We start from the raw sequence: 14902 nt of genomic DNA on the forward strand, positions 1-14902 counted from the left end.
GGCCAGAGTTGCTAACTCCCCTCTGACTGCCCTACACACAACTCCAGAAAGCGCGCCGCCGCCCGCGACGGCGTCGCTGCATGCGGCACCAGGATGGAAAAGCGCCGCACCAGCGCCTGCGGCGCAACCTGCAATCGGCACAGCGCACCGTCTTCGTGGCGGATCGACATCGCCGACACGAAACCGATGCCCATCCCGGCCCGCACCGCCTCCTTGACCCCTTCCACCCCGGCAATCTCCAGCGCCACGCGCATGGCCACGCCACTGCGGGCAAAGGCCCGCTCGACGATCTGCCGCACGCCCGAGCCGCTTTCGCGCAACACCAGCGGGTAAGCCCCCAGCGCGGCCAGCGTCTGCTGCTCGCTGCCCGCCAGCGGATGCCCGCGCGGCACAATGGCAACGATCTCGTCTTGGCGCCACGCCGTCACTGCCGTGCCCAATGGCAGCTCCTGCCCCGGGGGCCCTTCGATCAGGGCGATATCCATGCTGTCCAGCGCAGCGACGATTTCCGCCGTGTTGCCATGAGAGGTGCTTACCTGCACCTCCGGATAGCGGGCATGGAAATCGGCAATCAGATACGGCAGCAGGTAGCTGGCCGGTGTAGTACTCGCGCCGATGCGCAGGGTCCCACGCTCCAGCCCGCGCATGGCCTCACGCAGCACCTGGGCCTGGCGGAAGGTTTCGCGCAGACGCTCGGCATAGGCCAGCAACTGTTCACCGGCCGCGGTCAGCCGCACGCCGCGGCCGGCGCGTTGGTAGAGGGGCTCGCCAAAGGTCTCCTGGAGCAGTTTGAGCTGGCCCGACACCGCCGGTTGCGACAGATGCAGAGCCTGAGCCGCATGGCTGATGTTGCCATGCTCGGCGACGGTAGCGAAAGTTATCAGTTGTTCCGGGGTCATGAATTGAAAATATCAGGTCTGCGGATATTTGCCATCCCAAATTACGATTTTTTATAAGCTTATAACCAGATTAACGTAGGCCCTGTCGAAACACCTTTCCGGAGGACTCACATGGCCACGGTTCCGTCCAACCCTGCTATTGCACCCACCCTCTCCACCCGTGGGCGGCTCAATGGCATCCTGTTCGTCGCGCTGTTCGCGCTGGCAGTCACTCAGCTGGCCGCCCTGCCGACCATCGCCAACCTGGGTATCAGCCCGCTGATCGTCGGTATCGTCGCTGGGGCGCTGTATGCCAACGCGCTGCGTGACGGGGTGCCCGCGAGCTGGGCGGCAGGCATCAACTTTTCCGCTCGCAGCCTGCTGCGCATTGCCGTTGCCTTCTTCGGCCTGCGCATCAGCCTGCAGGAAATAGCCGAAGTCGGCTGGTCGGGGCTCATCGTATCCGTGCTGGTGGTAGGCAGTACCCTGCTGCTCGGCTTGTGGTGCGGCATGAAGGTATTCAAGCTGGACCGCGATACGGCCTTGCTGACCGCTGCCGGCAGCGCGATCTGCGGCGCCGCTGCGGTACTGGCATTCGAGTCGGCTCTGCGCAGCGCCCCGCACAAGAGCGCCATGGCGGTCGGAAGTGTCGTGCTGTTCGGCACCCTGTCGATGTTCCTCTACCCGTTGGCGATCAACGCCGGCTGGCTGCAACTGGACACCCTGGGCGCTGGCCTGTTCCTCGGCGGCACCCTTCACGAAGTGGCGCAAGTGGTTGGCGCGGCCAGCAACATCAGCGCCGATGCCACGCATATCGCCACGATCGTCAAGATGACCCGGGTCATGCTGCTGGTGCCCGTGCTGTTGCTGGCCGGGTGGTGGATCAGCCGTGCACGCCAGCCAGGCCAGGCACAAGGCAACGGGCGCATCGCCATGCCCTGGTTCGCCCTCGGCTTCCTGGCGCTGGTACTGGTGAATTCGCTGCAGGTGCTGCCGGGCAGCGTGACGCAGGCGCTCAACAGCCTGGATACCTTCGCCCTGACCATGGCCATGACCGCACTGGGCATGGAAACGCGCTTCAGCCAGATCCGCCAGGCCGGGCCGCGAGCGCTGGCCACCGGGGCGCTCCTGAACCTGTGGCTGATCGGGGGTGGGCTGGCGATAACCCTCGGCGTACAGAAACTGCTGGGATGAGGTGAAACCTGGTTGGCTTCTTCGCGGCTAAACCCGCGCCCAGAGGTTCAGCGCGATCCTTGGGGAAGCGGGTTTACCTGCGAAGAAGGCAAACGGGTCTCAAGCTTTTTTAGCCTCCCCCTCGTTGCCGCCCACATTTCTCGGTATGGTGTTGTCAAAGAAGGATGTTTTACCCGCACAGGAAAGACTTAGATGCCTCAACGCCATGTCATCAACGCATCCGTCAGCCCCAAAGGCAGCCTGGAGACGCTGTCACAACGTGAAGTGCAGCAACTCAGTGAAGTCGGTACCGGTAGCCTTTACACCCTGTTCCGCCAGTGCGCCCTGGCCATCCTCAACACCGGCGCTCATGTCGATAATGCCAAGACCATCCTCGAGGCCTATCAGGACTTCGAGGTACGTATCCACCAACAGGACCGTGGCGTGCGCCTGGAGTTGCTGAATGCCCCAGCCGACGCCTTCGTCGATGGCGAGATGATCGCCAGCACCCGTGAAATGCTGTTCAGCGCCCTGCGCGACATCGTATACACCGAAAGCGAGCTGGCCAGCCAGCGCATCGACCTGGAAAGCTCCCAGGGCATCACCGACTACGTGTTCCACCTGCTGCGCAATGCCCGCACCCTGCGTCCGGGCGTGGAGCCGAAGATGGTGGTGTGCTGGGGTGGCCATTCGATCAGCAGCGAGGAATACCAATACACCAAGAAGGTCGGCCATGAACTGGGCCTGCGCAAACTGGACGTGTGCACCGGCTGCGGCCCGGGCGTGATGAAGGGCCCGATGAAGGGCGCAACCATTGCCCACGCCAAGCAGCGCATGCACGGCAGCCGCTACCTGGGCCTCACCGAACCCGGGATCATCGCCGCCGAGGCGCCCAATCCGATCGTCAACGAACTGGTAATCCTGCCGGACATCGAGAAGCGTCTGGAAGCCTTTGTCCGTGTCGGTCACGGCATCATCATCTTCCCGGGCGGTGCCGGTACGGCCGAGGAATTCCTCTACCTGCTGGGCATCCTCATGCATCCGGACAACCAGGACCTGCCGTTCCCGGTGGTGCTCACCGGACCGCGCAGCGCAGAGCCGTACCTGCAGCAATTGCACGCGTTCGTTGGCGCTACTCTCGGTGAAGCGGCGCATCGCCTGTACCAGATCATCATCGACGATCCGGCGGAAGTTGCCCGGCACATGGTTGAAGGGCTCAAGGAGGTCAAGCAGTTCCGCCGTGAGCGCAACGATGCGTTCCATTTCAACTGGCTACTGAAGATCGAGGAAAGCTTCCAGCGCCCGTTCGACCCGACCCACCAGGCCATGGCGGACCTGGACCTGCGGCGCGAACTGCCTGCGCATGAACTGGCCGCCAACCTGCGCCGGGCTTTCTCGGGGATTGTTGCGGGCAACGTGAAGGACAAGGGCATTCGCCTGATCGAGGAACACGGGCCGTATCAGATCCGTGGCGACCAGGCCGTGCTGGATCCTCTGGGCCGGCTGTTGCAGGCCTTCGTCGACCAGCATCGGATGAAGCTGCCTGGCGGCGCCGCGTATGTACCGTGCTATCAGGTGGTGACCTGATCCTGTCAAAGGGATAGCAGAACCACCGACCATCGCCAGCAGAAGCTCTTGATCTTGATCTTGATCTTGATCTTCGCGACTTCAGGAGGCCGAACGAAGGCCTCCTGAAGTCGCATTCGGCGGCGCCTGAACTATCGCGCGCTTAGAAGCCAGATCAAAAGCAGATGCAGAAGCATCAGAGACATCAGCAGCATCAGCAGCATCAGCAGCATCAGCAGCATCAGCAGCATCAGCAGCATCTGGACTAGGTGAGGTCGGCCATCGGCCATCGGCCTCTCGACAACCCACACGCTGGCACGCCACCGCGCTTGGACCGGTACAACGCCACTTCCCTGCCCGATCAGCGCCCGGCTACCACCCTACCCCTCAAGCATAGACTGACACCACCCGCTACAGCGCAGTACACTCGGTCTTTCTACCCGGAGGGTTCGACGTGCACAGCGCAGGAAGCGAACAACACCCACAGCCGAGCCGACGTGGTGCAGTCATCTGGTTGACCGGGCTATCCGGTGCCGGCAAGTCGACCCTGGCCGTCGCCCTGGCCCAATGCCTGAACGCCCAGGGACATGCCAGTTATGTCCTCGATGGCGATGCCCTGCGCACCGGCCTGAACGCCGATCTTGGCTTCTCCCCCGCCGACCGGCATGAAAACATCCGCCGTGCCGGCGAGGTGGCCGCGCTGTTCGCCGATGCCGGCCTGATCTGCATCGCCGCGCTCATTTCACCCTATCGCGCCGATCGTGCCGCCGCGCGCAAGGCTTGCAAAACGGGGTTCCATGAGGTGCATGTCAGCGCCGACCTGGCAACCTGCGAGGCACGTGACCCCAAGGGGCTGTATCGACGGGCACGGGCCGGCGAACTGCGGGGGTTCACCGGCATCGATGCACCTTACGAGACGCCGCTGCACGCCGAGTTGGTAATAGATACTGCCGGTGTCGCAGCAGCAGTATCGCAGCAGCAGTTGCTGCGCTATGTGCAGGAGCATGTACTGCATCAGGCACTCGAGCAGGTGCTGGAGCAGCAGTCACCCCAGCCCGCTCGATGACCAGGCTCAGGAGCCCGGCGTGATGTCCCCTTGCTGCCAGCGCGCCTCGCTGCTGCTCAGGGCCTGGGCGATGTCGGCAAGCTCGCCGGACGGCAAGGTCGCCGGTAGCGGATCAAGGCCGGCACTGGCGAACAGTTGGCCATAGCTGTTACGCAGCTCGGCATAGGCCAGGTCGCGGCGCAGATCTGCCTGCAAGGCGTTCAGCTCGCCCTGGATCAGCTCCAGCTCGCCAATGCCTTCGGCCTGATGGCGGTTGCGCAGTTGCTCGACGATCTGCTGGTCGAGAGCGACCAGTTGCTGGCTCGTGGCGAATTGCCGGCGGGCCTCGCTGAAGTTGGCATTGGCCACGTACAGCTGGGCCAGGATGGCCATCGACATCGCCTGGCGGCGCGCCTCGACCACCTGCTCGCCGGCCTTGGCGACATCGATCGAGGCAGGGCCAGACAGCACATTGAACAGGTTCCAGGTGATCTTCACACCATAGTCGGCCCAGTGCTGGTTGGTCAGGAAGCTGTTGCTGTCGTAATGGCCACCTGCGGAGAACTCCAGGCCCGGCAACATGCGCAACATCGATTTGCGCACCTCGGCGGCGCTGATGCGCGCCTGGTAGTCCTGCTCGCGCAGTTCCGGGCGCGATGCCAAGGCCTGCTGTTCCAGGCTGTCCAGGCCCACCTTCAGTTCGGGCACGGCATAATCGGTGTTCTGCGCCAGGGTCAGCTCACTGCCCGGCGGCAGGTTGATCAACGCGCCCAGTTCAGTCTTGGCCAGCGACAAGGCCCGGCGCTGCTCTTCCAGCTGGCGGGTCGCCTCGATCAGCGAACGCTGGTAGGTCAACGCCTGGATCGGGTCACCGATACGCTGGTCGCCCATGCGCTGGCTGTTGTCGCGAGCCTGCTCGACCCGCGCCATCAAGGTGTCGATCTGCTTGAGCAGGCGCTCGGCGGCCACCGCCCGCCAGTATGCCGAACGCACGTCCTGAATGATGGTCTGTACCACCTTGCGGCGGCGCTCCTGCACGATCAGGCGCTGGTCGCCCTGCTGCTTGGCACTGACATAGCTGACGCCGAAATCCAGCACGTTCCAGACCATGGTCAGGTCGGCCACGTCCCGGTCGCGGTCCTGGGAAGTCGAGGGTTCCAGGGATTGGGTATTGGTCAGCACGCTGCGGCTGCTGGAAGCGCTGACGTTGCTACGCCCGGCATAGCCCGCGGAGGCCGCCATACGGGGCAGCATGTCGAACGTGGCCAGGTCCACCTGACGCTGGGCCAGGGCTTCCTCCATGACCTTCAGGCGAGCTTCCAGGTTGTACTTGACTGCCCGCGCCATCGCCTGGTGCAGTGTCAGCGGGCCTTGCAACGCCTCCTGGCCCTTGAACATGCTGGCCAGATCCTGCCGTGCCCGCTGCTCGCTGACGCTGCGCTCGATCGGCTGGGTCTTGACGGCACAGCCGGTCACCGCCAATGCCAACAGGCTTACCGCAAATATCCTTGACGCTCTACTCATCCCTTCCGCCCCCTTTGGCACGGCAAATTGCTTGTTTTTCTGGTCTTGTCGCCCCTCATGGCCGACGCTCACGCCTGAGGGGTAGCTGCCTCGATCTGTCCCAGCGCCTGGGCCAGCTTACTGGCCTGGCGCTGCTCAGCGTCCTTGTATGCCTGCAATTGCTGGCTGAGGGTCGGTGCCCCGGACAGGCCCTTGCCTGCCCCGGCCTCGGCGCCCTGGCGCCACGGTTTACCCCCGTTCAGCTCGTACTGGCCGCCATCATCCGGCAGCGTCTTGTCAAAGATATTGGCCAGGCTGCTGGCGCCGAAGACATTGGCATCGCCGCCGCCGAAGCCGAGGAAGCCCGCGCCGGAACCATCGCCGAGGGCATGCTGCTGCCCCACGAAAACCTGGGCCAGGTAGCTCGGGGCCAAGGCACCGTTGCGAATGAAGATATCGCCAACGGTCGGCAAGCCACCGCCCGGGCTCGGCACCTCGAACAATGGCTGCGGCACCAGCGGCGACTGGAACGGCGGCAGCGGCACTGCAAGCGGCGCGTGCACCGCTGCAGTCGAGCCGGGAAGGCCCGGTTTTGCAGGCGGATAGGCACGGTACTCCGGGTCGCCATCGCTGGACGGCAATGGCTGGCCCTGGCCGCTGAAACCGCCCACCAAGGCATTTCCGGCAATGTCGCTGATGCCGGTGCCATCGGCTTTCAGTGCCAGTGCCAGCGTGCCACTACCCGCCACTGCAGCGACATTGATTTGCCAGGTGTGGCCGTCGATACGCACCAGCGATTGCAAGGTGCCGGTGGCACTGCCGGTTGCGAGCAACTGGAAATCAGCCAGGTCGACACCCCTGACCTCCTCGCTGAAGGTGACCGTGAATGCTTGGCTGCCAGGTGTGGAGAGCGGAACCGGGACGATCGACTCGACGCTTGGCAGACGTGTGTCGACAGTCACCCCGGCGCTGTCACCCACGGCATTCAGCCCCGGGTTCAGCGCATTGCCGAGCGCATCATGCAGGCTCGCACCATTGGCCGAAAGGCCCAGTACCTGCACGCCATCGGCATCGTTGTCGCCGGCCTGGATGCGGTACTGGAACACCAGCGTGGTGGTCGCCGATCCGGCGACGAAGTCGGCAAACACCGTACGCCCACCGATATCCAGGGCCAGCTGTGGAACGCCATCGACGATGACCGCTTCGCTGGTATTGACCACGAAGGTCAGCACATCACCGGCGTTGTAGGCGACCGCGGCCGGCACGCCGACACTGCTTACCGTGGGCGCCTCGCGATCGATGCTGTAGGCCGCGCCCACCAGGCCGCCACTGAGCAGGTTGCCGGCGACGTCGCTGATGCCGGTACCGCTGGCCTTGAGGTTCAGGCCCAAGGTGCCGGTGCCGCTCACGCCACTGACGGTGATTTCGTAGACACCATCGCCGAGCTGGCGCAGCCCGCTCAACGTACCGCTGGCGGAACCGCTGCTGGCCAGGCTGAAGTCGCTCAGGTCCACGCCATTGACGCGTTCGCTGAAGGTCACGGTAAAGCGCACGCTCTGCGCATTGCTTGGCGATGGGTCGAGGGTGACGATGGCAAGCGCGGCCGGTGCCTGGGTGTCGACCAGTACCTGGCGCATATCGGCAATATTGTTCAAGGTGAGGTTCATGGCATTGCCCAGTGCATCGTTCAAGCTCGCACCGTTGGCCGCCAGGCCCGTCACGCTGATGCCGTCGCTGTCGTTGTCGCCGGCCTGGACGATGTACTGGAACACCAGGGTCGCCGTGCCCGCACCGGCCACCAGCTCGGCGTAGACCGTGCGCCCGCCCACCTCCAGCAGCAGCCGCGGAGAGCCATTGACCTCGACCGCCTCGCTGGCATTGACCACGAACACCAACGCATCGCCGGCATTGTAGGTCACGCCAGCAACCGGCCCGCCAACGCTGGTCACGCTCGGCGCACGGGTATCGACGAGATAGGCGTTGGACTGCGCCGTGCTGTCGCCGTGGTTGCCTTGGGCGTCGGTGACCAGGCCGGTGTCCAGGTACACCCGGTTGCCGTTGCTCTGGCTGCCGGTGGTCGGCGTCAAGATGGCCGTCCAGGTGATACCGCCATCGCTGCTGGCCAGGCCGCTCAGCACGCCGTTATCGGCCTGGAGCTGGGCCAGGGACAGGCCGCTTACCGCCTCGTTGAAAGTGATGGTCACCAGGCTGGTCTGGCCGGCGCCCAGCTGGCTATCGGCAACCACGATGCTGGCCGTCGGGCGCTGGGTATCGATGGCGTAGTTGTTGGAGTCGGTGGTGCCGACCCCGGCGTTGCCGGAGGCGCCGACCACTCCGCTGTTGTCCAGGGTGATCAGGTTGCTGGCGTCTTCGACGTTGGCCGCCGGGGTGAAGGTCGCCGTCCAGGTCACGCCGCCATCGCTGCTGCTCACGGCACTCAAGCTGCCGTTGCTCACGCTCAGGTCGCTGTTGTCGAAGCCGCTGACCGCCTCGCTGAAGGTGATGGTCACCAGGCTCGTCTCGCCGGCACGCAGGGCGCTGTCGGCGACCACGATGGTGGCGCTGGGCAGCACGGTGTTGACCGTGTAGTTGGCCGACTGGGTGGTGCCGGTGCCGACGTTGCCGGCCAGGTCGGCGATGCCGCTGTTGTTCAGGCTGATGACGTTGCTGGCATCCTGCACCGCCACCGCCGGGGTAAAGGTCGCCGTCCAGGTGATGCCACCGTCGCTGCTGGCCAGGTTGGCCAGGGTGCCGTTCTGGGCGGTGAGGTCGGCCAGGTCGAGGCCGTTCACCGCTTCGCTGAAGGTGATGGTGACCTGGGTCGTCTCGCCAGCACGCAGCGCGCTGTCGGCCAGCACGATAGTCGCAGTCGGGCGCTGGCTATCGATGCTGTAGTTGTTCGAAGCGGTACTGCCGCTGCCAGCATTGCCTGCTGCGTCGGCCACGCCGCTGTTGTCCAGGCTGATCAGGTTGCTGGTGTCGGTGATCCCGCTGGTTGGCGTCAGGGTCGCGGTCCAGGTAACGCCACCATCGACGCTGCTCAGCCCGCCGAGGGTGCCATTGGCCACCGTCAGATCGGCAAGCGTGAAGCCGCTCACCGCTTCGCTGAAGGTGATCGTCACCAGGCTGGTCTGGCCGATGCCCAGCTGGCTATCGGCAACCACGATGCTGGCGGTCGGGCGCTGGGTGTCAATGGCATAGTTGTTGGAGTCGGTGGTACCGACCCCGGCGTTGCCGGAGGCGCCGACCACTCCGCTGTTGTCCAGGGTGATCAGGTTGCTGGCGTCCTCGACGTTGACCGCCGGGGTGAAGGTCGCCGTCCAGGTCACGCCGCCATCGCTGCTGCTCACGGCACTCAAGTTGCCGTTGCTCACGCTCAGGTCGCTGTTGTCGAAGCCGCTGACCGCCTCGCTGAAGGTGATGGTCACCAGGCTCGTCTCGCCGGCACGCAGGGCGCTATCGGCCACCACGATGGTGGCAGTGGGCAGCACGGTGTTGACCGTGTAGTTGGCCGACTGGGTGGTGCCGGTGCCGACGTTGCCGGCCAGGTCGGCGATGCCGCTGTTGTTCAGGCTGATGACGTTGCTGGCATCCTGCACCGCCACCGCCGGGGTAAAGGTCGCCGTCCAGGTGATGCCACCGTCGCTGCTGGCCAGGTTGGCCAGGGTGCCGTTCTGGGCGGTGAGGTCGGCCAGGTCGAGGCCGTTCACCGCTTCGCTGAAGGTGATGGTGACCTGGGTCGTCTCGCCAGCACGCAGCGCGCTGTCGGCCAGCACGATGGTCGCAGTCGGGCGCTGGCTGTCGATGGCGTAGTTGTTCGAGTCTGTCGTGCCGCTGCCGACATTGCCCGCCGCGTCGATTACCCCGGTATTGTCGAGCGTGATGAGGTTGCTGGTGTCGGTGACACCGCTGGCCGGCGTCAGCGTCGCGGTCCAGGTGACGCCACCATCGGCGCTGCTCAGCCCGCTGAGGGTGCCATTGGCCACCGTCAGGTCGGCTGTCGTGAAGCCGCTCACCGCTTCGCTGAAGGTGATGGTCACCAGGCTGGTCTGGCCGATGCCCAGTTGGCTATCGGCAACCACGATGCTGGCCGTCGGGCGCTGGGTGTCGATGGCATAGTTGTTGGAGTCGGTGGTGCCTACCCCGGCGTTGCCGGAGACAGCACCAACCACACCGCTGTTGTCCAGGGTGATGAGGTTGCTGGCGTCCTCGACGTTGGCGGCCGGGGTGAAGGTCGCCGTCCAGGTGATGCCGCCGTCGCTGCTGCTCACGGCACTCAAGCTGCCGTTACTCACGCTCAGGTCGCTGTTGTCGAAACTACTCACTGCCTCGCTGAAGGTGATGGTGACCACCGTGGTCTCGCCCACGCGCAGCGCGTTGTCGGCTACCACGACAGTGGCGGTCGGGGCCACGGTGTTGACGATGTAGTTGGTTGACTGAGTGCTGCCCACCCCCGCGTTGCCGGCCAGGTCGGCGACACCGGTATTGTCCAGGGTGATGAGGTTGCTGGTGTCGCTGATACCGCTGGCAGGCGTCAGGGTAGCAGTCCAGGTGATGCCGCCATCGACGCTGCTGAGCCCGCCGAGGGAGCCATTGGCCACCGTCAGGTCGGCGGTGCTCAAGCCGGTCACTGCTTCATTGAAGGTGATGGTGACCGTGGTGGTCTCGCCGACCGCGAGGGTGGTGTCGGCGACCGTAATCACAGCAGTCGGGCGCTGGGTGTCGATGGCGTAGTTGTTCGAGTCTGTCGTGCCGCTGCCGACATTGCCCGCCAGGTCGATTACCCCGGTATTGTCGAGCGTGATTAGGTTGCTGACATCACTGACATTGCTGCTCGGGGTCAGGGTCGCGGTCCAGGTGATACCACCATCGGCGCTGGCGAGACCGCTCAGGCTAGCGTTGGCCACGCTCAGGTCGGCAAGGGTAAACGCGCTTACCGCCTCGTTGAAGGTGATGGTCACCGTGGTGGTCTCGCCGATGCGCAGGGTGCTGTCAGCCACCACGATGGTCGCGGTCGGGCGCTGGGTGTCGATGGCGTAGTTGTTGGAACTGGTGGTGCCGCTGCCGCTGTTGCCAGCCGCGTCGGTCACCCCGGTGTTATCCAGGGTGATCAGGTTGCTGGTATCACTGACGCTGCTGTCCGGCGTCAGGGTGGCGGTCCAGGTGATGCCGCCGTCCGCGCTGGCGAGCCCGCTCAACGCGCCGTTGGCCACGCTGAGGTCGGCAAGGGTAAAACCGCTTACCGCCTCGCTGAAGGTGATGGTCACCGTGGTGGTCTCGCCGATGCGCAGGGCGCTGTCAGCCACCACGATGGTCGCGGTCGGTCGCTGGGTGTCGATGGCGTAGTTGTTGGAGCTGGTAGTGCCGCTGCCGCTATTGCCCGCCATGTCGGTCACACCGGTGTTATCCAGGGTAATCAGGTTGCTGGTATCACTGACGTTGCTGCCCGGGGTCAGGGTAGCGGTCCAGGTGATACCACCATCGGCGCTGGCGAGGCCGCTCAGGCTACCGTTGGCCACGCTCAGGTCGGCAACGGTGAAACCGCTTACCGCCTCGCTGAAGGTGATGGTGACCAGCGACGTCTCGCCGGCCCGCAAGGCGCTGTCGGCTACCACGATGGTGGCGGTCGGGCGCACGGTATCGATGGCATAGTTGTTCGAATCGGTGGTGCCGCTGCCGGCATTGCCGGCGAGGTCGCTGACCCCGGTATTGTCCAGGGTGATCAGGTTGCTGGTATCAGTGACATTGCTGGTCGGCGTCAGGGTCGCGGTCCAGGTGATACCGCCATCTGAGCTGGCGAGACCGCTCAGGCTACCGTTGGCCACGCTCAGGTCGGCGAGGGTCAGGCCGCTCACTGCCTCGCTGAAGGTAATGGTCACCGTGGCCGTATCGCCAATTTTCAAGGCCGTGTCGCTGATGCTGATCGTGGCGGTCGGGGCAATGGTTTCCTGGATCGCCACCTGTACCGAAGCTGCAGCGGACGTGCCACCGTCACCGTCATTGAGGGTGATGCTCAGGGTACGGCTGGCCTGGGCGATGGCGTTGCCGGCATTGCTGTTTTCGTAGGTGAGGTTGCGCACCAGCGCCTGCACCGCCGCCGCGTTGGCATTGGCGTTGAACGTGACCACCAGGTTGGCCCCACCGCTACCGCCAGACAGGCTGCCGATGGTGACCCCGCCATAGCTCACCGTGCTGCCACTGACGCCGATCTGCCCGGCGCCAGTGCCCTGGTTGCGTAGTCCCAGCAGATCTTCGCTGGCCACGCCATTGGCGCTGATCGCAACGGTCAGGTTGCCACCGGCAAAATCGGCGGAATCGCTGTCGCTGACCGTGGCATTGCCACCGCTGTCGATCAGCACCGCGCCGCTGCCTTGGGTGAAGGTGACGCCGTCACCATTGAGGTTGCCGATCACCGGCACGCTGTTGAGTGGCTGCACCACTACCGAGGCTGTGCGGCTGGTACTGCCCATGTCATCGTTGACGCTGACCGCCACGCTACGGGTACCGCTGGTGTAGGCCACGGCCGCGTTGCCGTAGGCCACCGCGGCGAGCACCGCGCGGTATTGCGCCAGGGTGGCGACACCGCTCAACGTCAGCACCGTGCTGCCCGACCCGCTGACCGTGATGCCGAAGCTGGCTGCGCTGGCAATCTGCCCGGCACTCAGCGACAGGGTTTCGTTGCCGACATCCACCACACCGCTCAGGGTCAGGGTGGCGCCGCTCACCTGGGTGTCGCCGTCGGTCTGGGTGAGGCTGAGGTTGGGTACGATCGCCACCGGTGTGCCGGTGAAGTTCACCGTACTGTCGTTACCGCCGCTACTGGTGTCCAGGTCGACCACGGGGGGCGCGGCATACAGCACCTCGTAGGCACCGATGTCCACCCCGGCGCCACGCGGCCGGACAAAGCCGCGCAGGTCGGTGAGCGTGGCACCGGCAGCAGTGCCCTGGTCGATGGCATTGCTGGCGGTGGACGCCAGGCGGTAGTCGCCGCCTGCAGCATTGACGAAGTCGACCGAAACGCCGATCAGGTTGGTGGTGCTGGTATAGCCGCCACCGGCGCCGTTGTTGGTGGCCGCATCCAGCGCAACGCCATTGACGGTGTTGCCGGTGAGGATGCTGTTCTGCACCGTCACCGTGCCAGCGCTGCCCGGCGACCAACCAAGGCCAGCCGAGCTGATGGTGCCGGTACTGGTGCTGAAGGTGTTGTTGGCGATGGTGCTGTTGACGATGCTCACCGAGCCGCCGGTATTGTTCAGCACGATCACTGCACCGGCGGAGACGACGCCAGTGGCACCGTATTCGCCGATGTTGTCGTAGATCGCCACGTTTTCCAGCACGTGGTTGTTGGCCCCACCCAGGCGGACCAGTGACGACATGCCCGTAGCGTTGACGATACTGCCATCGTTGTCGTGAATGGTCGTGTTGCGCACGATCACCGTGGAGCCTACCGTGGTCGCCGAGTTGATCACGGCACCGGCATTGTCCTGGAAGTTCGAGTCCTCGACCGTGATCGAGCCCGAGTTGGCCCGGATTGCACCGCCGGTCAAGTTGCCGGAGAAATAGCGGAAATCCAGGTTGCGCACGGTCAGTGCACCGTTGGTGTTGCTCTGCAGGCCCGACGATTCCAGTGAGTCGCGCGAGCCATTGTTGTTGACGTCGCCGCTGAGGATGATATCGCCCTGGCCGTCACCATCGACGTCGCCGTTGATGGTGACGTTGCTGGTGACCAATAGCGCTGAAGCCGTGGACCAGCGGATGGTCTGCCCTTTCAGCGATTGGTGGAAGACAATGATATCGCTGCCGCTGCCAGCGCTGGAGCCATCCACCGAAGCATCCGTGTTGGCAGCCTGGATGGCCTCGGCCAGCGACACTTTGCCATTGAGCGCCGTGGAAGATGCATCGGTGTCGGTAACGGTAATGGTCGCCAGCGAAGTGGTGAACGCCGACAGGTCCCCGCGCTGCACGCCCGTATCTGTCGCCAGCACCCCAGAGACGGTCTCCAGCTGCCAGTCCTCGCCGGCGCGATTGCCGGTTGAATTCGCTGAGGCGCCAACGTCGGCGCCGGTGAACCGTGCCACTTCGTCAACGAACAGCTGGCCATCGCTGCCCGCGCCAGTGTTACAGGCGAAGAAACGAATGTCGCCGCCGTCCGCCAGGCTGGCGCCGATACGCGCCAGGTCGCTGGCATGGCTGGCCAACTGGTTGGTCCACACGGCATTGCCAGCCAGGTAGACATAGCCACTGTCACCGTGGCTGATGATATCGATGCTGGTGACGTCGCTACGGCCATCGAGGTAATCGGCAATCTGCCTGAAACCATCCTTGCCGTTCTCCAGCACCACCACCTCGACGCCAGCAGGAAGGCCGGCAATCAGTTTCTGGTAGTCACTGACGGCAGAGTCGACGAACACCACTTCGTGGCTGCCCGCAGCCGTGGTGGCCGGCGCCGTGGCGGGCGCGGCGTCGTGCGCAGCTGCAGTGTCCTGCGTGCTGCTGGCATCGCTGGCCACGCTGGGGTCCTTGGCCGTTGCGGCTGCCACGGCCTGGGCGCCCTGGTCGGCGACCACGGCCACCGAGGCGTCAAACATCATGCGCGGTTCCAACGCCTGGATGAGGCTCGGACGGTTTACGGAAACGGTGGGTTGTGCGTGCGAACGGTTGCGTTTCCAGAAAGCCATGTCGACCTCATTCAGCCTTGCGGCTGGTTGTTCCTGTCGTTGTGCCCGTGTAGCGGCGC

Annotated in this window: 6 protein-coding genes; 3 read left to right on the forward strand and 3 right to left on the reverse strand. The window is 64.7% G+C overall.

The features are described from left to right. Nucleotides 1–11: 11 nt before the first annotated feature. A complete protein-coding gene (locus tag JKP78_RS03615; RefSeq protein ID WP_186684734.1) occupies nt 12–899 on the reverse strand; it encodes a LysR family transcriptional regulator in 888 nt (295 codons plus the stop codon). Between the two features lie 111 nt (nt 900–1010). On the opposite strand from JKP78_RS03615, the gene JKP78_RS03620 reads away from it, so the two are divergent. The 3 genes from JKP78_RS03620 (at nt 1011) to cysC (ending at nt 4683) form a co-directional block, all read left to right on the forward strand. Continuing rightward, nucleotides 1011–2072: a YeiH family protein gene (locus JKP78_RS03620; RefSeq protein ID WP_186684732.1), complete on the forward strand. Its 1062-nt coding sequence runs from the start codon at nt 1011–1013 to the stop codon at nt 2070–2072. A 192-nt stretch (nt 2073–2264) separates the two neighbouring features. Further along, nucleotides 2265–3638 (forward strand): nucleotide 5'-monophosphate nucleosidase PpnN, encoded by a 1374-nt coding sequence (gene ppnN / locus JKP78_RS03625; protein WP_186684730.1) that lies wholly within the window; start codon nt 2265–2267, stop codon nt 3636–3638. Between the two features lie 433 nt (nt 3639–4071). Next, nucleotides 4072–4683, forward strand: coding sequence for an adenylyl-sulfate kinase (gene cysC / locus JKP78_RS03630; protein WP_170030304.1), 612 nt, complete (start codon nt 4072–4074; stop codon nt 4681–4683). 6 nt (nt 4684–4689) lie between these two features. Here cysC and JKP78_RS03635 read toward each other — a convergent pair whose 3' ends face one another. Then, entirely contained in the window at nt 4690–6186 is a 1497-nt protein-coding gene (locus JKP78_RS03635) for a TolC family protein (RefSeq protein WP_186684728.1), read from the reverse strand. Between the two features lie 68 nt (nt 6187–6254). After that, nucleotides 6255–14843 (reverse strand): Ig-like domain-containing protein, encoded by an 8589-nt coding sequence (locus JKP78_RS03640; protein ID WP_234454453.1) that lies wholly within the window; start codon nt 14841–14843, stop codon nt 6255–6257. Between the last annotated feature and the right edge of the window lie 59 nt (nt 14844–14902).

Origin of the sequence: Pseudomonas sp. LAM2023 (assembly GCF_016620375.1) — a bacterium.
GTDB classification, from domain to species: Bacteria; Pseudomonadota; Gammaproteobacteria; order Pseudomonadales; family Pseudomonadaceae; genus Aquipseudomonas; species Aquipseudomonas anuradhapurensis.

Bases quoted from the DNA above. Each gene is read 5' to 3' on its own strand.
- ppnN (WP_186684730.1), top strand. From the start codon at position 2,265: ATGCCTCAACGCCATGTCATCAACGCATCCGTCAGCCCCAAAGGCAGC.
- JKP78_RS03615 (WP_186684734.1), bottom strand. From the start codon at position 899: ATGACCCCGGAACAACTGATAACTTTCGCTACCGTCGCCGAGCATGGC.
- JKP78_RS03640 (WP_234454453.1), bottom strand. From the start codon at position 14,843: ATGGCTTTCTGGAAACGCAACCGTTCGCACGCACAACCCACCGTTTCC.
- JKP78_RS03620 (WP_186684732.1), top strand. From the start codon at position 1,011: ATGGCCACGGTTCCGTCCAACCCTGCTATTGCACCCACCCTCTCCACC.
- JKP78_RS03635 (WP_186684728.1), bottom strand. From the start codon at position 6,186: ATGAGTAGAGCGTCAAGGATATTTGCGGTAAGCCTGTTGGCATTGGCG.